The following is a 23,159-nucleotide window of genomic DNA, read 5'->3' as shown; positions in this document are numbered from 1 at the left end:
CCATGCAAGCGTCGATCAGCATCGTCGTCCCCGCGCAGAACATGCAGCGCTACATCGACCAGTGTCTGCAATCGATCCTCAGCCAGCTGCGCCCCCACCACGAACTGATTGTCGTCGACGACGGCTCGCGCGACAATACCCTGGCGCGCGCCTTCAAGGCACAAGAAGCCTACGGCGGCGTCAACTTCCATATTTTCAGCCAGGAGCGGGCCGGCATGGCCAGCGCCCGTAACCACTGCCTGCGCGTGGCCCAGGGCGATTACATCGCCTTTGTCGATGGCGACGACGTGCTGCTGCCGGGCGCCCTGGCCGCCATGGACCAGGCCATCGCCGCCGGCGCACCCGACGTGCTGGCCTGCGACTTCCGCTTCTGGTACCCGGACGATCCGGCCCGCACCCGCGACGTGCGCCTCGGCTACCCGGTCGGCAAGCTGCTGCGCGAGAGCGAAACCATCCTCAATACCTTTTTCGCCGACCGCCAGATGTACATCTGGTCGAATGTGTTCCGGCGCGAGATCTACGCGCGCCTGCCCGCGCCCGTGTTCCCGCCCGAGCGCATGTTCGAGGACGTGGCTACCGTGCCGCGCCTGCTGGCCCAATGCGCGTCGCTGGTGCACCTGCCCCACCCCGTGATCGACTATCGCCAGCATCCGGGCGAGAGCGCCGTGTCCGAGCAGTGGTGCCTCGATTTCGCCGCTGCCCTGCCAGTGGCCCGGCGCCACCTGCAAGCCTGCGCGGTGCCCGACTCGGTGCGCCGCCATTTCGACATCGCCGCGGCCTACTTCTATGTGGGTGTGGTCAAAAACTCGTACCGGCTGCCGCGCGCCGACGGGCGCCGCGTGCGGGCATTGATCCAGCCGCTGTTTGTGGGCGGGCTGTTCAACGACTGGGCCACCCTGGTCGCCATTGCCGGCAGCAACGGCATGATCTCGAACGACCGCACGCTGGACGCGGTCATCGTGCGCCAGGTGGAAAGCGCTTTTGCGGGCGGCCTGGTGCGCAACTTCAAGCGCGCCGCCAGCCGCAAGCTCAGGCTGTGGCGCCGCCTGGGGAAGGCGGGCGTGCGAGCAGCGCGTGGTACAGCGCCACATAATCGCGCGCCGCATTTTCCCACGTAAATAGCGCGGCGCGGGCGCGCGCCCGTGCCTCCCCGTCGCGCTCAGCAAAGTCGGCCATGCCAGCCGCCAGCACGGCGCGCATGGCGTCGGGCCCGAAATCGTCAAAATAATAGGCTGCGTCGCCGCCCACTTCCGGCAGCGAGGTACTGGTGGACAAAAACACGGGTTTGCCGTGATGCATCGCTTCCAGCACGGGCAAGCCAAAACCTTCAGCCAGCGACGGGAACAGGAAAGCCTGGCAATGGGCGTAATACCAGTTCTTGTCGTGTTCGCTGACGGGCCCGGTGATGACCACCCGCTCGGCCACGCCATATTCCCGGGCCGCGGCCAGAATCCTGTCGCGATACCCTTCCTTGACGATGCCAGCGATCACCAGTTGCAGGTCGTTGCCCTGCAGCAGAGGCACCAGCACGTGGAAATTCTTTTTCTCGCACACCATGCCAATGGTGAACAGGAAGGGCTGGCGCGGCACAAACTGGGGCTGGTGGTCGGCCGGTGCGGCGCTGAAATTGGTGCCGCAGTAGATCACGGAGATTTTATCGGCAGCCTCGGGGAAGTGGCGCGCCACGTCGTCCGCCACAAACTGGGAAATTGTCACAATCCGGCTCGCCTGCGCGATGCGCGCGCGCATGCGGCCCAGATATTTGACCAGGCGCGGGCTATCCGGCGCCAGTTCGTGCAGCTGGTTCAGGTCGGTGACCGTGAGAATCGTGGGCGCATGCACGCGCGCCGGACCAAAGCGGCAATACTGGTCGCTGAAATGCACCAGATCGTAGGCCCGGGCCTTCGGAAAAAAATAACGGTGCAGCAGGTTGTGGCGCACATACTGGACCGCGCTGCCCAGGAAGCCCCGGTTTACCGGATACACATAGGCATGCAGATCGAATGCGGCGCCGCGCTGGCGCAGCAGTTCGCGGCCCAGGCTTGCGCCAAAGGTATGTAATCCCGTGTTCGCGTAACGCATCGAATCGAAGGTCACCAGAATCCGTGGCTTCATGCGCAGGCCCGGCTCACTTGGGCCGCGCGCCAGGCACGCACCACCTGCGCCACCTGGGCCGGACTGATGGCCTCCATGCAGCGGCAGCTGTCCTTGTCGGCGCAACTGGCGCAGCGCTGCGGGGCCGTCATCGATTGCGCCTGCGCCCCCAGGGCACCCCAGCGGCCTGCATCAATTGGTTTGATCGGCGGGAACAGGCCCAGTGTGGGCCGGCCCAGGGCCGCCGCCAGATGCATTGGGCCGGTGCCGCTGGCGACCAGGCCATCGGCGGCGCCAATCAGCGCAGCCAGCTCGCCCAGGTCGAACTGGCCGCACAGATTCACCACATTGGGCAAGGCCAGCAAGTCGGGCGCGGCCTGCGCCAGCAATGTGCCTTCCGAGCCGCTGCCGGTCACCCACAGGCGAATGCCGCCATCGTCAGCCAGCTGCTGCGCCAGGGCGGTGTAATGCGCCAGCGGCCACTCGCGCCCGTTGCCGTTGGATTTGGGATGGATGATCAGATTGAACGGCGCCTGGGCCGCCAGCGCCTCGGCGCGCGCCAGGGCCGGTGCTGCCAAACCATACAGGGGCACGATCTCGGCTGGCGTGGGCGTGTGGGTCAGGCCAAGGGGGCGCAGCAAGGCAAAATTGAGCTGCGCTTCGTGCAGGGTCGATTTGACCCGGCTGAAATGCACCAGCCGATTGCAGCGCAGCCAGTGATACAGGCGGTGGCTGGTGCCGATCCGCTCGGGCACGCGTGCGCGCCAGGCCGCCTGCGCCAGGCGCCGGTTCGGATACGCGAACACCACGGTGTCGTAGGCATGATGGGCAAACAGCTGTTCAGCGCGCGGGAAGTCGTCAATGCAGTGCACCTGGTCGATAAAACGCGACAGGCGCGCCACCGGCGCGGCATAGCTGCGCACCAAAAAGTCGACCTGCACGCCGGGCAGCTGCTGCTTGAGCCAGCCGGCCAGCGGCAGCGTCAGGACGACGTCGCCGATATTGTCTGTGCGGCAGATCAGGATGCGCCGCGCTGTCGACCTGGGTGCGCGCATCTAGTATTCGACCGCCACTTCTTTAGCTCCCAATACCTGCTCCAGCGCCAGCGTCAGCGCGTCCGATGGCGCCACGCGCCAGTCTTCGCCCAACTGCAAGGTGGCGTCCACGCCCTGCGGCTTGATCCGCATTGCCACTGGCAAGCCGTTGCTGTTGCGGTGCGGCTGCAGCACCTCGGCCAGACGGTGCGAGGGCACGGTCCCTGGCAGGAACAAGCCAAGCTGGCGTCCGTAGTGCACGCGCGCCAGCGTCATGTCGTAGACTTTTTCGGCGGTGATGCGCAGGCCGCCGTTGAAGCGGTCTTCCGACACCTTGCCCACCACTGCCAGGAATTCGTCTTCCTTGAAGATGTTCTTGTTCATGTCGGCCACTTCGCTGTAGACCGTCACTTCGACCACCCCGGTCTTGTCGTCAAGCGAGACGATCAGGATCTTGCCGCGCTGGGTCATCTGGGTGCGCACACCGGTGATCACGCCGCACATCATGCGCGCTTCGCGCGAGGGCTCCAGGTCGGCCAGCTTGGTGCGCGCAAAGCGGCGCGCTTCGCCGGCAAACGAATCGAACATGTGGCCCGACAGGTAAAAGCCCAGTGCGACTTTTTCTTCGGCCAGCTTCTGACGGTCGGTAAACGGCGTGGCCTTGACGTAGTCGGGCGGCGCCACCAGGTCGGAATCGTCGCCCCCAAACAGGCTGACCTGATTGGCCGAGGCGTGCGCCTGGTCCGCCACTTCCACCGCAAACGCCACCGAGGCCAGCAAAATGGCGCGGTCCACGCCAAAGCAGTCCATGGCGCCAGCGCGGATCAGCGACTCGATCGTGCGCCGGTTGATCTGCTTGCGGTCGACCCGCTTGCAGAAATCGAACAAGTCCTTGAAGTTGCCCCCGTTCTGGCGCGCGGCGATGATCGCTTCGATGGCCGACTGGCCCGATCCCTTGACTGCGCCCAGGCCATAACGGATATTGGTCACGCGCTTGCCTGTGACCGATGGCGGCGGGCCTTCCGGCACAAAGCGGTAGTCGGAATGGTTGATGTCCGGCGGCAGCAGCGTCAGCTTGCACACCTCGATCGCGTCTTCCACCAGGATCTTGATCTTGTCGGTATCGTCCATGGCCAGCGACAAGTTGGCTGCCATGAAGGCGGCCGTGTGGTGCGCCTTCAGGTAAGCCGTGTGGTACGACAGCAGCGCGTAGGCGGCCGCGTGCGACTTGTTGAAGCCGTAGCCGGCGAACTTTTCCATCAAGTCGAAGATCTCGTCGGCCTTTTCGGCCGACAGGCCATCCTTGGCGGCGCCAGCGCGGAAGATCTCGCGGTGCTCGGCCATTTCTTCGGCCTTCTTCTTACCCATCGCGCGGCGCAGCATGTCAGCCCCGCCCAGCGAGTAGCCGCCCACGATCTGGGCCATCTGCATCACCTGCTCCTGGTACACCATGATGCCGTAGGTTTCGGACAGAATGACTTCGGTGCGCGGATCGGGATAGTCGAATTTTTCGCCGTGCTTGCGCTTGCAGAAGTCCGGAATCAGGTCCATCGGGCCCGGACGGTACAGCGCCACCAGCGCGATGATGTCTTCAAAGCGGTCGGGACGCGCGTCTTTCAGCATGCCCTGCATGCCGCGCGACTCGAGCTGGAAGATGGCGACCGTCTTTGCCTTGGTCAGCAGATCGTACGAGGCCTTGTCGTTGAGCGGCAGTTTTTCCAGCGCGAAGTCGGCATTGGCCGGATCGAGCTGCTTGATGTAGCGCACCGCGCGGTCCAGGATGGTGAGCGTGGTCAGACCCAGAAAGTCGAACTTGACCAGGCCCACGGCCTCCACGTCATCCTTGTCGTACTGCGAGACCACGCCCGAGTCGCCGCCCTGGGTGTACAGAGGGCAGAAGTCGGTCAGCTTGCCTGGCGCGATCAGCACGCCCCCGGCGTGCATGCCGATGTTACGGGCGATGCCTTCCACTTGCTGGGCCAGCGCCAGCAGCTGCTTGACCTCGTCCTCGTTTTCCAGGCGCTCCTTGAGCATCGGTTCTTCTTCGATGGCGTCGGCAATGGTCACTGGTTTGCCCGGCTTGAAGGGAATCAGCTTGGAAATGCCATCGCAGAAGTTGTAGCCGAAATCGAGCACGCGGCCCACGTCGCGGATCGCGCCCTTGGCTGCCATGGTACCGAAGGTGGCAATCTGCGAGACCGCTTCCTTGCCGTACAAATCCTTGACGTGCTGGATGACGCGGTCGCGCCCTTCCTGGCAAAAGTCGATATCGAAGTCGGGCATCGAGACCCGTTCCGGGTTCAGGAAGCGTTCGAACAGCAGGTTGTACTGGAGCGGATCGAGGTCGGTAATGAGCAGCGAATACGCCACCAGCGAACCGGCACCCGAGCCGCGGCCCGGGCCCACCGGCACGCCGTTTTCCTTGGCCCACTTGATGAATTCGGCCACGATCAGGAAGTAGCCGGGGAATTTCATGTTGCAGATGGTGTCGGTCTCGAACTTCAGGCGCGACTCGTAGCGCTCGCGCTGCGCCTCGCGCTTGACCGGATCGGGGTACAGGTGAATCAGGCGCTGTTCCAGCCCCGCTTTCGATTCGGCCACCAGAAACTCGTCAATCGTCATCCCGGGCGGGGTCGGAAAGTTCGGCAGCTGCGGTTTGCCCAGGGTGAGCACCACGTTGCAGCGCTTGGCAATCTCCACCGAATTGGCCAGCGCCGCCGGCATGTCGGCAAACAGGGTCTGCATCTCGGCCTGCGACTTGAAGCGCATCTCTTCGTTGAAGCGCTTGACCCGCTTGGCGTTGGCCAGCATCTCGCCTTCGGCGATACAGGTGCGCGCTTCGTGCGCGATGTATTCGTCGGGCGAGAGAAACTGGATCGGATGGGTGGCCACCACGGGCAGACCCAGCTTGGCCGCCAGCGCCACCGCGTGGCGCACCTGGGCTTCCTGGTTGGGCTGGCCCGCGCGCTGAATCTCGATGTAGAAGTGACCAGGGAACACCCTCGCCCAGCGCGCCGCGCAGCGTTCGGCCAGGGCCAGGTTGCCGTTTTCGATCGCGCTGCCGACGTCGCCGAAATGGGCGCCCGAGAGCACAATCAAGCCATTGGCCTGGCTTTGCTCAGGATGCAGGGTCGAGGTGGACGTGGCCAGCTGCTCGAGCCACTCGGGCCGCAGTTCGGCGCGTCCCTTGTGCTGGTTGGTCAGCCAGGCGCGCGAAAGCAGATCGCACAGCTGCAGGTAACCCATGTGGTTTTTGGCCAGCAGCAGCAAGCGGCTCGGCTTGTCGCGGTTGTCGTCGTTCGAGATCCAGGCATCGACCCCGATCACCGGCTTGACCCCCTTGCCGCGCGCGGCCTTGTAGAACTTGACCATGCCGAACAGGTTGGCCAGATCGGTGATGGCCAGCGCCGCCTGCTTGTCCTTGGCGGCAGCGGCGACGACGTCGTCAATGCGTACCAGGCCGTCGACAATCGAGTACTCGGAATGGACGCGCAGATGCACAAACCCGGGGGCTGCCTTGACTGGCGCGGCCACGCCGCCCACTTCCATGACTTCCATGCTCATATTTCCGCTTCGCCTGCACACCAAAAAACACTATTTTACCGCGCCGCAAGCGCTTGCTTGGGCTCTTTCTTCTTATCTGAAGAACTGTCCGCCCGTCAACCCGCATATCGACTAGTTACCGCCGGCGGCGCCAGCCCCCAGACTGCGTGCCGCACTCACAGTTGCTAAAAAAGCATGATCGTTTGACGGCCTGCAAGCTGAGCGCCACTTGCGCGGCGGCCGGCGCCATTGCCGGTTGCCGCAAACCTTACCCACTGGATCCCATGAAAAAAACCTCCCTCGCAATCGCTCTCCTTTCCGCCGTGCTGCTCGCTGCGGGCGCATCGGCCGCCGAAGTTGGCCCCGTCCTCAACGCCGAAACCAATCTCATGCCCGGCGACATGATGGTCAGCAAGAATCGCGTCTACGAACTCCACATGCAAGCCGACGACGGCAATTTGGTGCTGCGTCGCCGTTTGTTCATGGCGCGCGAGAACGGTGCCGTGGTCGTGTACAAAAAACATATCCAGACCATCAAGACTCCCTTTAGCACCGGTGCCGGTCATGGCCGTGCGTATGCGCGCATGCAGGCCGACGGCAACTTCGTCGTCTACGGGCCAGGTTTTATCAATCCCAAATTCGTTGCGCGCTACGCCGCCAACGGCGGCAACCAGCCCAGAGACATGAACTACCAATTCGTGCTGGGCGAAGATGGCTCCCTGACGATTCAAAAAGGCTGGGGACGGGTCGAGCAGCGCCTGTACACGGACGATTCGGGCGCGAATGATGGGCAGATTTACCTTTTCCCAATCTGCAAGGACGGGAAATACCTCAGCTGGGTATATGCCTCCGGCGGACGTTACGCGACCTATCTGGCGATGCAGCAGAACGCATGGCTGTGTGCCGAAGGCTGGCCGCTCGATACCTTCCCCGGCACGAAGTAACTCCCCTTCCGCCCTGCCGTTCGCAGCGTCGCGGGGCGCAAGCACAACAGGCCGGGGCAGCGCGCCCGGCCCGACACTGGCTTTCTACCATGCACAAACAACTCGCCGTGTTGATCGGATCGCTCGCCCTGGGCGCCTATGTCTGGCTGCAGGTGCCGGCGCGCCCCGTGCCCGCGGCGCCAGCTGCCGCGCCACAGGCAGCTGGCCGACATTGGCAGCTTGCCGGCCAGGGCAGCTTGCAATCGCCCTTCGGCATCGCCGCGGCGCTACCCGACAGTCCACCGCAGCGGATTGCGGCGCGCCGCCAGCGCATGCAGGCCCGTCAATACAGTACGCCTGAGCCGTACTACACCATGGATTTGCGCACCCTGACAGCGCTGGCACGGCAGGGCGATTCTTTCGCCATGATCCAGATGGCCGAGCAGTACGAGTCGGAATGGGAAGTGCTGCAAGACGATCCCGGATTTGACCGGGGCGCCGATCCGGCGCGACTGTCGCGCCAGCTGTTTTCGCTGGCGATCAAGTCAGGCTATCCCCATATTGCGGCCGTGATGGCCGCCAAGGCGCTCGATCAAGGCGATCTGGTGGACGCGCATGCCTGGACCCGCGTGGCCGAGGCGCTGCACGATGCCGACAGCGCCACCTTGAAGCGGCGCGCGGGCAGCTTCCAGCGGCTGACCCACGCCGAGCGCGCACGCGCGCAAGCGAGCTACGACAGCCTGGTGCTGCAGCTCGGTCTGACAACAACAGAGCCGCGTTAGTCCGACAGCGATTCCGCCCCCGCCATCAAGGTCTGCACGGCCCGGTCAAACAGGTGCGCGTTCTCGAGCGGACGCACACTGCCCTGCTCCATCGCGTCCAGCAGGGCGTCGCGCAGATAGATTTCGCCATGCGCCTGGCCGGCCACGGCAAACAGGAAGGCGCTGTCGCCGGCCGGCGCCGCCGTCAGCAAGGCTTGGGCGTAGCGCTCGCCCAGGCGCATTTCGAAGGGCGTGCCCGGGCGGGCCCAGGCCAGCAAATCGGCGTCCTGCGCCTGGGCGATGCGCGCGGCCGACTTGGCGTGCAGGGTGGCCGCCGCCTGGCGCCGGGTCAGCGCCGCTTCCAGTTCGAAGCCGCCCACCCAGCCGCCGCTGGCGCCCACATCCTCGTGGATCGCAAAATCACGGAAGCTGGCCTGATACTGTTCCAGCGTCATCGGCCGGCGCGCCACTTCCTGCTTGCCGCCCAAGACATCCATGTGCACGGCCACGAGCCGGTCAAAGGCCGATTGCGACGGCCCTTCCGGCAGCGAAATCGAGGCCATCCCCTCGCGTACCTGGCGCACCAGATGCGGCAGCATGCGCATGAGCTGGGCCCGGTCTTCGGGCGTGTTCTTTTCCTGCGCGCTCCAGAGCAGCTCGGGCAGCAGCGCGGCAGCGGCGCTGGCGCCGGGACCGGGGTGGCTCAGGACCCGGGTCCAGGTGGCGAGCAGGAAGTCGGCCAGGCGCGGGTCGACCTGCAGCGGCTGCAGCGCCGCGCTCATGGCCACACCGGCACCGGCCAGGCGCGCACTGTCGGCGGCGGCTTCGGCCAGCGCCGCCGCACACACCGCCACGCCAGGCACGATGGCTGCGAGCTGGGTTGCCACGTGGCGGTCCAGCATGCGTTCGGCATCGCTGAACACGGCCATGTCCGCGTCGAACCGGGTCAGCAGCGTGGCCACGACTGCCTCCAGCTGCGCGGGCGGCAGGGCTGGCGCCGGCAAGCCCGGCTCGACCACTTCGCCCAGCGAACCGAGACGGTCAATCAGGCGCCGCAGCGGGTGGCCGGCCTGATGCAGCAATTCCGGCTCCATCAGCGCCGCCCGCACGAACGGCAGGAACAGGCGCTCGAACTGGGTGCGCATCAGCGGGCTGAGGGTTTCATCGTGGGCAATCGACTGGAACAGCAGTGCCGACACATCCATGATGCGGGTCTGCTCGGAGTCGCCAGCGGGCTTGTCGGGATGGTCGGCCAGCAGCACGCGCAGGCCCAGCGGCGCCGGGGCCGGATCGCCGCCGGCGACGGCCTGCTGCATGGCTAGCAGCACCGTATCGAGCGCATTGCGCACATTGTTGCCGGCGCCATCATCGAGCAGCGGCGCCGTGCCGCCCCCTTTGGGCTGATGGAACATGTCCCACACCAGGTCGAGAAAGTCGGGCAACTGGCCCTGGGGCGCGAATTCGGCCGCCGCCTGCTGCAGCTCGCGCAGACGCTCGAGCGTGGGCAGCAGGCGGCCGGACAAAGCCCCACCCGCGCCTGCTTGCGCGTTGGCGCCCGCGTTGCTTCCCGCGGTGATTCCCGTCTGCGGGCCCGCGGCAGCCGGGCCGCCAGCCATGCCGGGCGCGATTGTGGCCGGGCCGCTGCGTCCGCCGCCGCTGCCGCCGCGCGCGCGTCCGGTCAGCTGGCGCGCCGCTGCCTGCCAGGCCAGGCGCTCGCGTTCGGCGCGCGACATGGCCGAGGGGCGCGCTGCCAGACGGGCATTCACGCCCCCGGCTTCAAACACGCCCAGGATGCCGGCATAAAAGCCGGGCAGCCGCCGTGTCATGGCCGCGCCCAGCGCCTCGAACAGCTGCTTGGCCTGGGTCTCGTCAAAGACGGTTTCGCGCAGCGCCTCGTGCAGGGCGCGCGCCAGCAGGTAGGGCCGGAAGGGGTTTTCGCGCTCGCGCGCCTCACGGTCGTTATGCATGACCGCAATGGTCAGATTGACCCGGTTCAGCGGCGTGGTTTCGGCGTCGCGCAGGCGCCCGACCAGGCGCTCGACGTCGAGATGGCGTACCAGCACGTCGTCGTCAATCAGGGCCAGGCTGTTGTAATCAATGTCCTGCGTCTGGGTGGCGCGCAGATCGACGTGCATGGTGACCATGGCGCGCTCGAGCAGGCCGGCAAAGTGGCGTTCCATGCGGGTGCGCAGGACGCGCGCTTCGCTGCGCAGGAAGGTACGCAGATGGTTGATGTTGTACATCTCGGTCGAACTGGCGCCGCTCATGCTGCGCGTCAGGTGGGCATCGGCTTCGGCAACGGTCTGTTCAGCCAGGCTGGTAAAGCTCTGCAGTGCGCGTTCCTTGGCCAGGCGGATGATGCGTTTTGGTATATGCATGGGCGGCGGCTGTCGGTGGGTGAACGTGCGCGGAAAGAAGCCCATGATAGCGCAGGCCCTGACGCGGCTTCCCTGGAAAAGATTCCGGGTTGCAATTTATTACTAGATTGTGTCACATTGATCACATTGTTGCAATGAAATACACGCGGCGCCGAAGTTGCTGAGTGCGGCATTTTTTGTCGGATTAATTGCCAAATAAAACTGCTACAATGACAACTGTAACTGCCAAGCAATGCCCATTGCTGCAGCAGAAGCGGCCGCCTCCACTCTTTTCAACGAAAGCGATAATGAACCCATTTTCCCGCCTCCGCGCACTGTCCATCACCAGCCTCCTGCTTGCCAGCGTCCTGTGCATGAGCGGCGCCCAAGCCGGCACTGCCAGCGGCAAGGTCTTGTCGGTCACGGCGGGCAATTCGATCTTGTTCGCCTTCCGCGTGGGGCCCGTCTCGGGCAAGGCAAGCTGCAGCCCGAGCGATGATTTCGTCATCGATAACTCGACCGCATGGGGCAAGGCCATGATCTCGGTGATCCTGTCGGCCCAGGCGCAAGGCTTGACGGTGTCGGTCATTGGCACCGGCAACTGCAACGTATGGGGCGACCGCGAAACGGTCAGCGTCGTCACCGCCTACTGATGGAAGTGGCGGGCCCTGCCCGCCGCTGCTTTATAATATGGCCTGTCTCTTTGTTCTGAACTGCCATGTCATCCGCACCATCCCACGTCAATATCGCCGCCTACAAGTTTGTCACCTTTGACAACACGGAAGAAATGCGCCCCCACTACCAGGCGCTGTGCAAGGAACTGGGCCTGAAAGGCACCATCTTGCTCACCCCCGAAGGCATCAACCTGTTCCTGTCCGGCCCGCGCGACAAGATCGACGCCTTCCTGGCCTGGCTGCGCAGCGACGCCCGCTTTGCCGACATCGAGGTCAAGGAAAGCTATTCCGAAGAACAGTCGCACAAGCGCATGCTGGTCAAGCTCAAGCAGGAAATCATCACCATGCGCATGCCCTTGATCAAGCCGGAACTGGGACGCGCGCCCGCCGTGGCGCCCGCCACGCTCAAGCGCTGGCTTGACCAGGGCCATGACGACGCCGGCAAGCCGGTGGTCATGGTCGACACCCGCAATGCCTTTGAAGTGGACGTGGGCACGTTTGACAACACCATCGATTACCGGATCGACAAATTCACCGAGTTCCCGGCTGTCATCGCCGCCCACAAGGACGAACTGGCCGACAAGACCGTGGTCACCTTCTGCACCGGCGGCATCCGCTGCGAAAAAGCCGCCATTCACATGCAGAACATCGGCTACGACAGCGTGTACCAGCTCGAAGGCGGCATCCTGAAGTATTTTGAAGACGTGGGCGGCGCCCATTACACGGGCGACTGCTTCGTGTTCGACTACCGCACTGCGCTCAATCCCCAGCTCGAAGCCGTCACCACCACCCAGTGTTTTGCCTGCCGCGCCGTGGTCACCCCGCGCGAGCAGCTCTCGCCTCAGTATGTGTATGGCGTGTCGTGTCCACATTGCGCCAAGCTGGAACAGCCAGCGCCACAGGGCGAAGGCACAGCCACGGCGTAAACGTGCCTGTATTTTTGGCAAGCTGCTAAGGTATAATCGTCGGCTGCGCGCGTCCCAGCGGCCCGCTGGTACGCGCGCCATCACAGCAGCCCATCACACGAACCATGACGACTTTTACACTCACGCTGCAGCAACTGGCTGGAACGGCAACATGATGTTGCCCGCGCTCGTGCGCAGCATTCTCGCTTACCGCAGCTTCGTCCTTGGCAGCGTCAAACGCGAGTTCCAGGCCAAGTACCGCAACACCATGCTGGGCGCAGCCTGGACGATTCTCAATCCGCTGGCCATGATTGTGGTCTACACCGTCATCTTTTCCAAGGTGATGAATAGCCGCTTGCCCGGCAGCAGCTCGCCGCTGTCATACAGCATCTATCTGTGCGCCGGCGTCATCAGCTGGGGGCTGTTTGCCGAGATCACCTCGCGCGGCCAATCGATGTTCATCGAGAACGCCAACCTCATCAAGAAAATCAGCTTCCCACGCATCAGCCTGCCACTGATCATTGCAATGAGTGCGACGGTCAACTTCGCCATCATCTTTGCCCTGTTTGTCGGCTTTCTGATCGTCAGCGGCCATTTCCCCGGCTGGGTCTTCGTCGCTGTGGTGCCGGTGCTGCTGCTGCAAATTGCACTGTCGACCGGTCTGGGCATCATTCTCGGCGTGCTCAACGTGTTCTTTCGCGACGTCGGACAATTTTTCGGCATTTTCGTGCAGTTCTGGTTTTGGCTCACGCCGATCGTCTATCCGGTCAATATTCTGCCAGCCGCAGTGCATCCCTTGATCGACTGGAATCCAATGGCACGCATTGTCAACGCCTGGCAAGCCATCCTCGTGCACGGGCAAGCGCCGGACTGGGCCGCACTGGCGCCGGTGGCCGTGCTGGCGATCCTGCTGTGCGTGTTCAGCCTGCGCCTGTTCCGCAAACGTTCGGCCGAAATGGTGGATGAATTATGAGCGGTCGCATCCACGTCAACGGCGTCGGCAAGGCCTACAAACAATATCCCACGCGCTGGTCGCGCATGGCTGAATGGATGCTGCCGTTTCTAGGTCCGCGCCATTCGCTCAAGTGGGTGCTGCAACAGATCCGCTTCGAGGTCGCGCCCGGCGAGGCGGTTGGCCTGATCGGGATCAACGGGGCCGGCAAAAGCACCCTGCTCAAACTGATTACCGGCACCACGCAGCCAAGTACCGGCTCGGTCCACATGGGCGGGCGCGTGGCCGCCATGCTGGAACTGGGCATGGGTTTCCATCCTGACTTCACCGGGCGTCAGAATGTGATCATGGCGGGCCAGCTGCTGGGGATGTCAGTCACCGAGATCCTGGCCCTGATGCCCGAGATCGAAGCCTTTGCCGAAATTGGCGACTACATCGACCAGCAAGTGCGCGTCTATTCAAGCGGAATGCAGGTGCGTCTGGCGTTCAGCCTGGCGACAGCGCGCCGGCCGGATGTGCTCATCATCGACGAAGCCCTGTCAGTGGGCGATGCTTACTTTCAGCACAAGAGCTTCGAACGTATCCGCGCTTTCCGCACGCTCGGCACCACCCTGCTGATCGTCAGCCACGACCGCGCTGCCATCCAGTCCATCTGCGACCGCGCGATTCTGCTCAACAAGGGCACAGTCGCAATGGAAGGGCGCCCGGACGAAGTGATGGATTATTACAATGCCTTGCTCGGCGAAAAAGACGGCGATACCGTGACCCGCAGCGCTGCCGCCGAAGGACGCAGCCAGACCCGCTCCGGCACCGGCGAAGCGAGCGTGACTGAATTGTGGCTCGAGGATGCCCAGGGTCAGCGCGTGGAACTGGTCAATGTCGGTACTGCCGTGACGCTGTGCGCCCGCGCCAGCGCCCATGCCGACATCGACCAGCTGGTGTTCGGCTATGCCATCAAGGACCGGCTGGGCCAGGACATGTACGGCACCAATACATTCCACCTCGACGCGGTTCAGCACCAGGTGCGGCGCGGCGAGGAATTGACGTTCCGTTTCGCGTTCCCCCTGAATTTGGGGCCGGGCAGTTATTCGGTGACCACCGCGCTGACCAGCTCAGATACCCACCTGACCGACAACTACGAATGGCGCGACCTGGCGCTGCTGTTCATTGTCGTCAACATGGACCGCACACTATTTGTCGGCACCAGCTGGATTGAACCGACAGTCGAGATTTTACGATGAGCGAACAATTTTACCGTGCGTTTGAAGACTTGCACCGCGGCACACGCAGTATGATCAAGGAGCGGCTGCGTGTCTACGCGCCGTTTGTCACGCCCCTTGCTGACACGCTGGTCCCGGCCACGGCGCTGGACCTGGGCTGCGGGCGCGGCGAATGGCTTGAGTTGCTGGGCGAACTCGGTTTCGCCGCGCGCGGTGTCGACCTCGACGACGGCATGCTGGCCGCTTGCCGCGAACGCGGGCTCGATGTGCGCACCGATGACGCGCTGACAGCCTTGCGCGCCAGCGCCGACAACAGTCTGGCGCTGGTATCGGCCTTCCATCTGGTCGAGCATCTGCCCTTCGACCTGGTGCAGCAACTCATCGCCGAAGCGCTCCGCGTGCTGCAGCCGGGCGGGCTGCTGGTCATGGAAACGCCCAATCCCGAAAACCTGGTCGTGGGCAGTTCCTCGTTTTACCTGGATCCTTCCCACGTCAAGCCGCTGCCGCCCAAGCTGCTTGCCTTTGCCACCGACTTTGCCGGCTTCGCCCGCCACAAGATCGTGCGCGTCCAGGAAGCGGCGCATTTGCATGAAGCCGGCAGCATCACGCTGTTTGGCGTGCTTGACGGCGTCAGCGCCGACTACAGCGTCGTGGCCCAGAAGGCCGGTCCCGCGCCGCTGCCTGGCGACGCCGCGTTCGCTGAAAACTTCGGGCTGGACCTGCATACACTGGCCCAGCGCTACGACCAGCAGCGCCTGGCAGCGCTGGACCAGGCAATGGCCCGGATCAGCGCGCTGGAAACGCAACGCCAGGACGCCAACAGCCTCAACACCCAACGCTTCGATGGCATCAACGAAGGCCTGGCCTACCTGGACCGGCGCCTGAGCGAAGAAAGCGCCGCGCAGAATCAGCGTCTGGGCGAACTTAAGGCCGCACTGGCGGACGGTGGGGTGCGTACGGACGCTGAAGCGCCCACCGACGAGTCGCTGGCTCTGCGCCTGGACCGGCTCGAACAGCACCTGGCTCTCCTAAGCGAACGAAGCGCGCCGGACGCCCTGTCCCAGCCCATGAGCGATGCGCAGCAACGCCTCGCCCCCCTGCCGCCGAGCGAGCAGAACAGCGCGCTCGCGCTCGCGCTCGCGCTTGCACTGCGGCGCGCTCAGGAGCATCTGGCCGAGGCTGAAGTGACGCTGTCGACCCTGCGCGCCAATGCCGCGACGGCAGACGCCAAGGCCGCCACGGCGGCCCAGCAACTGGCCGAAATGGAGGTATGGGCGCGCTCGATGGAACAGCAGTTGCTGGCCATGCACAACAGCACCATCTGGCGCATGACCCTCCCCCTGCGCATTCTGGGGCGCGCCGCGCGCGGCCGCTCCGTGCGCAAGATCGTGCGCGCGCTGCTCAGGCGCACGGTTGCCTGGCTGGCGTCAACCCAATGGGCGCGGCGCCTTATCTCGCCATTGCGGCGCCATTTTCCAGCGCTCGATGCCCGCCTGCTGCGGTTCACCGCGGCACTGCGCCGCAGCGACCCGGATCTCTCGGGCGCCGGGGCAGTCATGCCTGAATCGGCCGAAGAGCTGGCCAATCCTCTGCCACTGTCGGCCCGCGCAGTGCTGGCGGATCTGCAGCGTTCATTGTCGACCAAATAGAATCGCGAACCACGCCCATGCGTCTTCTAATCGATCTCCAAGCCTGCCGCCACCCTGCCCATTGGGCTGATGCCGTCGCCCTGGTACAGGCTGTGCATGCGGCATCCGGACCGCATGACATCGTCGTTGCCGTGCACACGGACGGCAGCGGCGCCCAGACCGGCTTGCGCGCCGCGCTTTGCCAGGTGGTGCCGCCGGCACTGGTGCACAGCTACCTAGCCCAGGATGCGGGCTCGCCCTGGCAGACCGGCGCCGCACATTGGTTACGTGACGCCTTTGTGGCAGAGCGCGACGTCGACCTGGTGTTCATTCCCGCACTGCGCGCCGATGGCACAGCATGGCTTGGCGGCAGCCCCCTTTTGGCGGGCGTGCCCGCGGTGCTCGGATTTGCCGATACAGACGAGACTGTCTTTCTGCCGGCCCAGCGCCCGCTGCTGCAGCAGGCTGCCTTGTTGCTCAGCCCAAGCCCCGCCTGCAGCGCCTCCCTGAGCGCGGCTGGCCCTGCCGTTCGGTCCCTGCCCGCCGCACCGGCCGCGTGCGCAGCGCTGTTATGGGAATGCGCGCCGGCCCTGGTGGCCGAGGCGGGTGCTCGCAGCGTACCCTCAGCGGCGCCCGCGGCACGCCCGCGCATGGCTTATTTTTCCCCTCTGCCGCCGGCCAAATCCGGCATTGCGTTTTACAGTGTCGAGCTGCTGGCCGAACTGGCACATCACTACGAGATTGAGCTGATCGTCGAGCAGGATGCCACACCGGAGCGCGCGCTTGCCGAGCGCTATCCGATCCGCACTCTGTCCTGGTTCGAGCAGCAGCGCAGCACGTACGACCGCGTCGTGTATCACATAGGCAATTCCCTGATGCACAAGCATATGTTCGCGTTGCTGCGGCGTTACCCCGGCGTGGTTGTGCTACATGATTTTTTCCTCAGCAACGCGTTGCAGGAACTTGAACATAGCGGTTACCAGCATCAGGCCTTGCTGTCAGCACTGTACGAATCACATGGTTACAGCGCCATTGAATACAACCTGGAGGCCGGCCGCAATGCCGCAATCTGGAAATACCCCTGCAACCGCGCAGTCATCGAGCACGCCACTGGCGTGATCGTACACTCGGAATACGCACGCGCGCTGGCCGATCAATGGTACGGCCTCGGTACGGCCGATCTCTGGCGCACCTTGCCCATGATCCGCGGCCACGGCCAGGCGGTCGCCGAGATCGGCTTCGATGCGGCGCGCCTGCGCGCGCGGGCGGCGCTCGGCTATAGCCCCGACGACTACGTGGTCTGCAGCTTCGGTCTGCTCGGCACCACCAAGCTCAATGATCGGCTGCTGGAAGCGTTTCTGGCCTCGACACTGGCGTCGAACCGGCACTGCAAGCTGGTGTTCGTTGGAGAAAATCCCCCATCCCAGAGCGGCGACGAGCTGGCGCGCACAATCAAGCGCAGCGCCGCGGCCGCGCGCATCACTATCACCGGCTTTGTCGATGCCGACGCGTATAACCAGTACCTGCTGGCCGCGGACTGCGCGGTACAGCTGCGTCGCCAGTCGCGCGGGGAAACCTCGGCTTCGGTGCTGGACTGCCTGCTGCACGCCATTCCGACCATTGTCAACGCCCACGGCTCCAGTGGCGCCCTACCCGACCATGTTCTGCTCAAACTGCGCGATGAATTTGCCACAGAAGAGCTCAGCGCGGCCCTCGAACAGCTGTTCGGGGACCAGGAACTGCGCGCCACGCTAAGCCGCAACGGCGCGGCGTTTGTCGCCGCCGAACACGCCCCGGCGCGGGTCGGAAAGGTGTTTTACGACGCCATCGAAGCATTCGAGCGCAGCAGTGGCGAGCGCCGCTACCGCCAGCTGCTTGCCGGGCTTGCCCGCTTGCCGGCCGCCAGCGCGCCCACCGACGCAATGCTTGCCGAAACGGCACTGGCGATCAGCGCCAACCGTTGCCATCGCGGCCCGCGCCAGCTGTTCATCGATGTCTCCGCGCTGGTCCAGACCGATTTGCGCACCGGCATCCAGCGCGTGGTCCGCAGCATCCTGCTGGCCCTGATTCGCACGCCGCCAGCCGGCTACCGGATTGAACCCGTCTTTGGCGCGATCGACCTGGACGGCTACCGGTATGCGCGCAACTTCACGCTGGGCATGATCGGTGACAGCGAATTGCTGGCCCGAAATCCACCGCTGGAAACCCGTCCCGGCGATCTGTTCCTCGGCCTGGATTTGTTTGCCCATGTGACGGCGCAAAACCGCGGCCAGTTATGGGCCATGCGCGAACGAGGCGTCGGCGTCCACTTTGTGCTGTACGACGTACTGCCGCTGCTGCTACCCCACGCCTTCCCTTACGGTACCGATCAACCGTTCGGCGACTATGTCGATACCATCAGCGCCGCAGCCGACGGGATTGTCTGCATTTCGCGCGCCGTCGCCGATGAGCTGGCCGAATCCATTGCGGCGCGCAAGGTGGCGCGTCCGGCCGCCCTGCGGCTGGGTTTCTTCCACCTGGGCGCGGATTTGAATGCCAGCGTGCCCACCAGCGGCATGCCCGACGACGCTGAGCAAATTCTGCACGCGATCCGGTCCCGTCCGAGCTTCCTGATGGTTGGCACGCTGGAGCCGCGCAAGGGCCATGCCCAGGCACTGGCCGCGTTCGAGCTGTTGTGGGACCAGGGGTTGGATGTCAACCTGGTCATTGTCGGCAAAAAAGGCTGGATGGTCGATGATACCGCCAAGCGTCTGCAAGGCCACGCCCTGCGTGACCGCAAACTGTTCTGGCTGCCCAGCGTATCGGATGAAATGCTGACCAAACTGTACGAGAACAGCGCCGCGCTGCTTGCGGCCTCGATCGGCGAAGGCTTCGGCCTGCCCCTGATCGAAGCTGCCCAGCATGGCTTGCCGCTGATTGCACGCGAGCTCCCGGTGTTTCGTGAAGTCGCGGGAGAGCATGCCTATTATTTCACGGGTGAGGATGCGGCGCCGCTGGCCAGTACAATTTCTGCCTGGCTGGCGCTGCAGCGCGCGGGTCAGGCCCCGCAGTCGAGCAGCATGCCCTGGCTGACCTGGGCTGCCAGTGCGCAGCAACTGGTCGATGTAATCTGCCACGACAACTGGTATCGCACGCTGCCATAAGGCCTGGGCGAGTGCGCCGGCCCAGCGCGTCGCTTACTCGGCGCGCACCTCAAAGCGCGACAAGCCCACGCCCAGCAGTCGCGGGTCACCCGACAGCTTGAGCGACTGCGGTGATACCGCGCCCGGCAGTGCCAGGGAAATGACCATGCGTGTTCCTTCGCACGGCGCGCCGGGGACCTTGATCACCACCTCCTGATCGACCTCGTTCACCACGCCTTCCCACAACAGCTTGCCCTGGTAGCTGGCACGCAGCGCCTGCTGCTGGAATGGCCGCAAGTTGAGCAGCAAGGTGAACGGCTTGCCATTACCGAAATACTGCGCCGGCCCGCATGGCAGCGTCAGCGTGGCCGCATGGCCGTCGGACCACACGCCCCACGACTCGGGCACACTCCAGCCCTCACCCAGTACGTCTACCGGCTCGCCTCCGGCAGCCACCCTGTGCGGCCCGGCGGCAAGTTTGTCCGCTTCGAGCGGCGCTATGGTGGCAGGCAACTGCAGATAATACGGTGCCCCGGGGTGGACCGCGGTATTGTTGACCAGTCGGTCCAGCGCGCGCTTGTCCAAGCCGCAGGCCGGTGGCGCCAGCGCCGCCCGACTGTCGGGATTGCCCATGATGAGCGCCTTGCGGCAGTCGGGGCCGACGACGGCGCGCACGTTTTGGGCGTAGACGTTTTCGCCGTGACCGGAGTAGCGCTCGGCAAATACTTCCGGCGGCGGGTTGTACAGACCAGGCAGATGTTTCTGCAGCGCGCGCGAGGACAGCGACGGCGTGGTGTAACGCTCGAAGCGGCGCGGATCGTTGACCTGCAGCGAGACCCCGCCAAGCAGCACAACCAGCGCCAGCGTCAAGCGTCCGGCCAGCGGCCGCGCGCGCAGGTAGCCCAGCACTTGCAGCAGCACCGGCAACATCAGCGGCATGTACCACAAGGCGTAGCGGGCCAGTCCAGGCGTGGCGCCCGAGTTCAGATTCGTGGTCGACGAATGGGCGAACAGATTGATTGCCAGATAAGCCAGGCAGAACAGCAGGAAAGGGCGGGTCGCCGGGGTATCGGAACGCCATTGGCGGCGCAGCACGATGAACGCGCCCAGCAGCAGCGCCAGCAAGCCCAACGGCCAGTTAGGGAACAGGCCAAGATCCGGATCCACAAACCAAACATAGAAGGTCGACAAATTGGCGCCCAGAGCCGCGCCGCCAGCCAGTAATTGCGGCGTCGGCACCCCGTAGCGCAGGAAGTAGTAGACGGGGTGCATCAGCACCGCCAGCACAGTGGCCACCACCATCGCCACCTCGGCCAGGTTGTAGGCGCGCGCGCGCTGCAGCCAGACGCGCATGCCCAGCGCCAGGCCGGCCAGCAGCGCAAAACTGGGATTCTGGGTGGCCGCCAGCGCCAGCAGCAAGGCGGCCGGCAGGTACTTTTCCCGCATCAGCCACGCCAGCGCCCCTAGCACGAGGCACACGGTCATGAATTCGGTATGCGCCTTGTTGCTGAACCAAAACAGGGGCGACACCAGCAGGATCAGCAGGACCGCGCTCACGCCGCGCCAGCTGAACGTGTGGTAGCCGATACTCGCGACCATCACCGCCAGCAGATAGTGGAGAACCACAAAATTCTGGTGCACGGTGGGATGGATCCCTAGCAGCCGCGCCGCCGTGCCGCTGAGTTCGGCAAGCAAGCTGTACAGCCAGAAATGGTTGAAATCGGCCGTGTTGTTGACGCGCAGCGCCTCGAAAGCATGGGCCAGCGTGTCCGTGGGCAGCAAGCCGAGGATCGAGTTGCTCTGATACAATTCCTGATAGCGCGCATAGGGTTCCGCGGTCATCCAGGGGCGGTGGATACCGTCGAAGGCAAGCAGCATGGCATAGTATTCGGACGCATCGCCCACCCGTACCGCCGCCAAGCGCGCGAGCACGGCAAACAGCGGCAGCAAGCCAATCCAGATCAGCAGGTAGGGCCGCGCGCGGGCCAGCAGGACACGGAAAGAGTTCATAACGGGCAGGTAAAGGGGGTTATTCGAAGCCGATGCTGTGGATGTTCAAACCGAGCAGGCGGCCATCGTCGCCCATCCCTAGCGCCTTGGGTGCGACCGCATCGGGCATGGTCAGGGTGATGGTCACGATGGTCGTCGGCGACAGCGCAGGCAGGACCGTGCGCAGCGTCTCGACTTCACCCGGTCGCTGCATGAGCTCGCTGCCGAGCTTGACGCCATTGAGCGCGATCTCCACCCTTTGCTGCTGGAGCTTGTCATTGAGGAAGGCCCCGGCGCGCAGCACCAGAGCACGCGGCGCCTTGTCCACGGTGCACGAGAACGACACGCTACGTTCAGCCGTCCAGCGCGAATACGCTTCCGGCGCGCTGAAGCCCGTTAGCATCGCCGGGTCGACATTGCCCGCGCTGGAAAAATCAAACGTGCCCTTGCACAGGCTGGCCGCAGCCAGGGAGCGCGTCACGCAGGCCGCGTCCGAATATTGCAGCGTACCGACACTGCCCTGCGTGCAACTGCGGTTCTTGAAACGCGAGCCAATGCGTGCACTGATGATGTGGTTGTAGTGGGCAGCATGGTCCAGCTTGTTCTTGCTCAGCAGGTCTTCCCCATACAGGCGCGGCGTATGCGCCACGGCAATGGAAAACATATAGTTGACCATCATCGGCTGGTCCGGCAGATCGATGATCACGTCGGTTTTGCCAGCCGGTGGCGGCGGCATGGCCGCCTGCAGGGCGACCAGACGGCGCTCCAACGCCACCATCTCGGAGCCGTCCAGCATCTGGCGTTGGTCGGCGGTAAACAGGAAGCTGGCCGGCACCAGCGCGGCCATGGCGGCGCCGCACAGCCAGGGTCCGGCCTGGCCTGGCAGCCAGCGTGCCGCCGCGCGGCCGATCACGAGCGCAAGCGCAATCACGACAAAGCTCGACAAACCAAAGGCGTATTTTTTGACTGCATAGGACGAGCCGCCGCCCAGCAGCAGCGCCCCCAGCTGCAGCAGACACAGCGTACCAAGCGCCACGCCATAGGCACCTAGATATTTTTCCACTGCGCGCGACGGCGCGTTGGCATTGTGCCTGGCGCGCACGCTATCCCAAAGCAAAGCCGCTGCGATGCACAGCACCAGCACTGCCAGCAGCGGCAGCGCCCAGCGCGCTTCCAGACCGGCCAGCGGCAAGCGGCCATCGTTCTGCGCGATTTCGCGCATGGCAGCAAAGGCAGGATGATACAGCGCGGCGGCGCCTGCGGCGCCGAACACCGCCAGCGATGCCAGCGCCCGCACCAGCGCGCTGGTGCGCACCGGATACGGTGGCAGATTGCGCAACGCCAGCAATACACCTAGCATGCCAAGCAACTCAAGCGCCGGCAGAAGATGGGTTGCTTCGACCACGGGGATGGCCAGTACGATCACAGCCACGCCGTGCCATGGCCGGCCGCGCACATCGCAGGCGGCGCCCAGCGCCAGTGCGCCGACGGCCATGGCCTGCGCCATCAGCTGCGAGAAGAAATAATTGCCTACCACTTCGCTGCCATGCAGCTGGTAGCCGAACCAGTTGAAGTTCACGTACAGCAGCAGGGCCAATGTAAGGCTGGCCAGCAGCGCAGCATTGCGCTGCAGGCTGGCAAACAAGGCGCCAACGGCAGCCCACAGCGAGCCAAAACACAGCAGTGCGACCACGTGCATGCCCAGGAAGGGCGAATCGAGCGCCGCCCCCATCAGTGCGGCAAGCGCATGGCCCAGGCGCGGATAGTAGTTCATTTCGCCCAGGCTGGGATCGGAACCGCTGACGCTCCATTGCTCGGCCAGACGGTACACCAGCGCATAGTGGTGGGTCAGATCAACCGAAGCGCTCCATACCTGGTCAAGGTTGTAGAGGACCATGACCAGCAGGGCCAGCAACACCAGGCCCAGGACGCCCGCCTTCCGCCACGCGCCAGACAT

15 protein-coding genes are annotated in these 23,159 nt (G+C 64.6%); 9 read left to right on the top strand and 6 right to left on the bottom strand.

Features of this window, described 5'->3' with window-relative positions; translation table 11 throughout:
- Nucleotides 1–2: 2 nt before the first annotated feature.
- Nucleotides 3–1,118 (top strand): glycosyltransferase family 2 protein, encoded by a 1,116-nt coding sequence (locus tag BUC24_RS01340; protein WP_073212285.1) that lies wholly within the window; start codon nucleotides 3–5, stop codon nucleotides 1,116–1,118.
- Here BUC24_RS01340 and BUC24_RS01335 read toward each other — a convergent pair.
- Genes BUC24_RS01335 through dnaE form a run of 3 tightly spaced genes read right to left on the bottom strand, consistent with a single transcriptional unit; the run spans nucleotide 1,030 to nucleotide 6,692 of the window.
- Nucleotides 1,030–2,115, bottom strand: a complete 1,086-nt coding sequence (locus BUC24_RS01335; RefSeq protein ID WP_083598629.1) for a glycosyltransferase family 4 protein — start codon at nucleotides 2,113–2,115, stop codon at nucleotides 1,030–1,032. The genes BUC24_RS01340 and BUC24_RS01335 overlap by 89 nt on opposite strands.
- Nucleotides 2,112–3,149, bottom strand: coding sequence for a glycosyltransferase family 9 protein (locus BUC24_RS01330; protein ID WP_073212284.1), 1,038 nt, complete (start codon nucleotides 3,147–3,149; stop codon nucleotides 2,112–2,114). Before BUC24_RS01330 ends, BUC24_RS01335 begins: the two co-directional genes overlap by 4 nt.
- Nucleotides 3,150–6,692 carry a DNA polymerase III subunit alpha gene (gene dnaE, locus BUC24_RS01325; RefSeq protein ID WP_229447951.1) on the bottom strand — a complete coding sequence of 1,181 codons (3,543 nt, stop codon included), beginning with the start codon at nucleotides 6,690–6,692 and terminating at the stop codon, nucleotides 3,150–3,152.
- A 263-nt stretch (nucleotides 6,693–6,955) separates the two neighbouring features.
- Between dnaE and BUC24_RS01320 the strand changes: the two genes are divergently transcribed.
- A complete protein-coding gene (locus tag BUC24_RS01320; RefSeq protein WP_143167355.1) occupies nucleotides 6,956–7,615 on the top strand; it encodes a hypothetical protein in 660 nt (219 codons plus the stop codon).
- 89 nt (nucleotides 7,616–7,704) lie between these two features.
- Nucleotides 7,705–8,376 (top strand): hypothetical protein, encoded by a 672-nt coding sequence (locus BUC24_RS01315; protein WP_073212282.1) that lies wholly within the window; start codon nucleotides 7,705–7,707, stop codon nucleotides 8,374–8,376.
- On the opposite strand, the gene BUC24_RS01310 is transcribed toward BUC24_RS01315, so the two are convergent.
- Nucleotides 8,373–10,733, bottom strand: coding sequence for a DUF1631 family protein (locus tag BUC24_RS01310; RefSeq protein ID WP_178372459.1), 2,361 nt, complete (start codon nucleotides 10,731–10,733; stop codon nucleotides 8,373–8,375). The genes BUC24_RS01315 and BUC24_RS01310 overlap by 4 nt on opposite strands.
- Nucleotides 10,734–11,020: 287 nt before the next feature.
- On the opposite strand from BUC24_RS01310, the gene BUC24_RS01305 reads away from it, so the two are divergent.
- From BUC24_RS01305 to BUC24_RS01280, 6 genes are all read left to right on the top strand, one after another.
- The gene (locus BUC24_RS01305) at nucleotides 11,021–11,365 is read left to right on the top strand and encodes a hypothetical protein (RefSeq protein ID WP_073212280.1); all 345 of its coding nucleotides are present in this window, start codon (nucleotides 11,021–11,023) and stop codon (nucleotides 11,363–11,365) included.
- 65 nt (nucleotides 11,366–11,430) lie between these two features.
- Nucleotides 11,431–12,312: a sulfurtransferase gene (locus BUC24_RS01300; protein ID WP_073212279.1), complete on the top strand. Its 882-nt coding sequence runs from the start codon at nucleotides 11,431–11,433 to the stop codon at nucleotides 12,310–12,312.
- A gap of 151 nt (nucleotides 12,313–12,463) precedes the next feature.
- Nucleotides 12,464–13,264 (top strand): ABC transporter permease, encoded by an 801-nt coding sequence (locus tag BUC24_RS01295; protein WP_073212278.1) that lies wholly within the window; start codon nucleotides 12,464–12,466, stop codon nucleotides 13,262–13,264.
- Nucleotides 13,261–14,484: an ABC transporter ATP-binding protein gene (locus tag BUC24_RS01290; protein ID WP_073212277.1), complete on the top strand. Its 1,224-nt coding sequence runs from the start codon at nucleotides 13,261–13,263 to the stop codon at nucleotides 14,482–14,484. The genes BUC24_RS01295 and BUC24_RS01290 overlap by 4 nt, the downstream gene beginning before the upstream one ends.
- Nucleotides 14,481–16,112 carry a class I SAM-dependent methyltransferase gene (locus tag BUC24_RS01285; RefSeq protein WP_073212276.1) on the top strand — a complete coding sequence of 544 codons (1,632 nt, stop codon included), beginning with the start codon at nucleotides 14,481–14,483 and terminating at the stop codon, nucleotides 16,110–16,112. The genes BUC24_RS01290 and BUC24_RS01285 overlap by 4 nt, the downstream gene beginning before the upstream one ends.
- A 17-nt stretch (nucleotides 16,113–16,129) precedes the next feature.
- On the top strand, nucleotides 16,130–19,234 hold the full coding sequence (locus BUC24_RS01280; protein ID WP_073212275.1) for a glycosyltransferase: 3,105 nt from the start codon (nucleotides 16,130–16,132) through the stop codon (nucleotides 19,232–19,234).
- A gap of 33 nt (nucleotides 19,235–19,267) precedes the next feature.
- Here the strand turns inward: BUC24_RS01280 and BUC24_RS01275 are convergent, their stop codons facing one another.
- Together BUC24_RS01275 and BUC24_RS01270 are read right to left on the bottom strand one after the other, a co-directional pair.
- Nucleotides 19,268–21,223: a hypothetical protein gene (locus tag BUC24_RS01275; RefSeq protein ID WP_073212274.1), complete on the bottom strand. Its 1,956-nt coding sequence runs from the start codon at nucleotides 21,221–21,223 to the stop codon at nucleotides 19,268–19,270.
- Nucleotides 21,224–21,242: 19 nt separating this feature from the next.
- Entirely contained in the window at nucleotides 21,243–23,159 is a 1,917-nt protein-coding gene (locus BUC24_RS01270) for a hypothetical protein (RefSeq protein ID WP_073212273.1), read from the bottom strand.

The sequence above is a fragment of the Massilia sp. CF038 genome (assembly GCF_900129765.1).
In the GTDB taxonomy this organism is placed as follows: domain Bacteria; phylum Pseudomonadota; class Gammaproteobacteria; order Burkholderiales; family Burkholderiaceae_D; genus Telluria_A.
The sequence above is the reverse complement of the archived record's forward strand: the minus strand, read 5'-3'. Positions and strand labels throughout refer to the sequence as shown.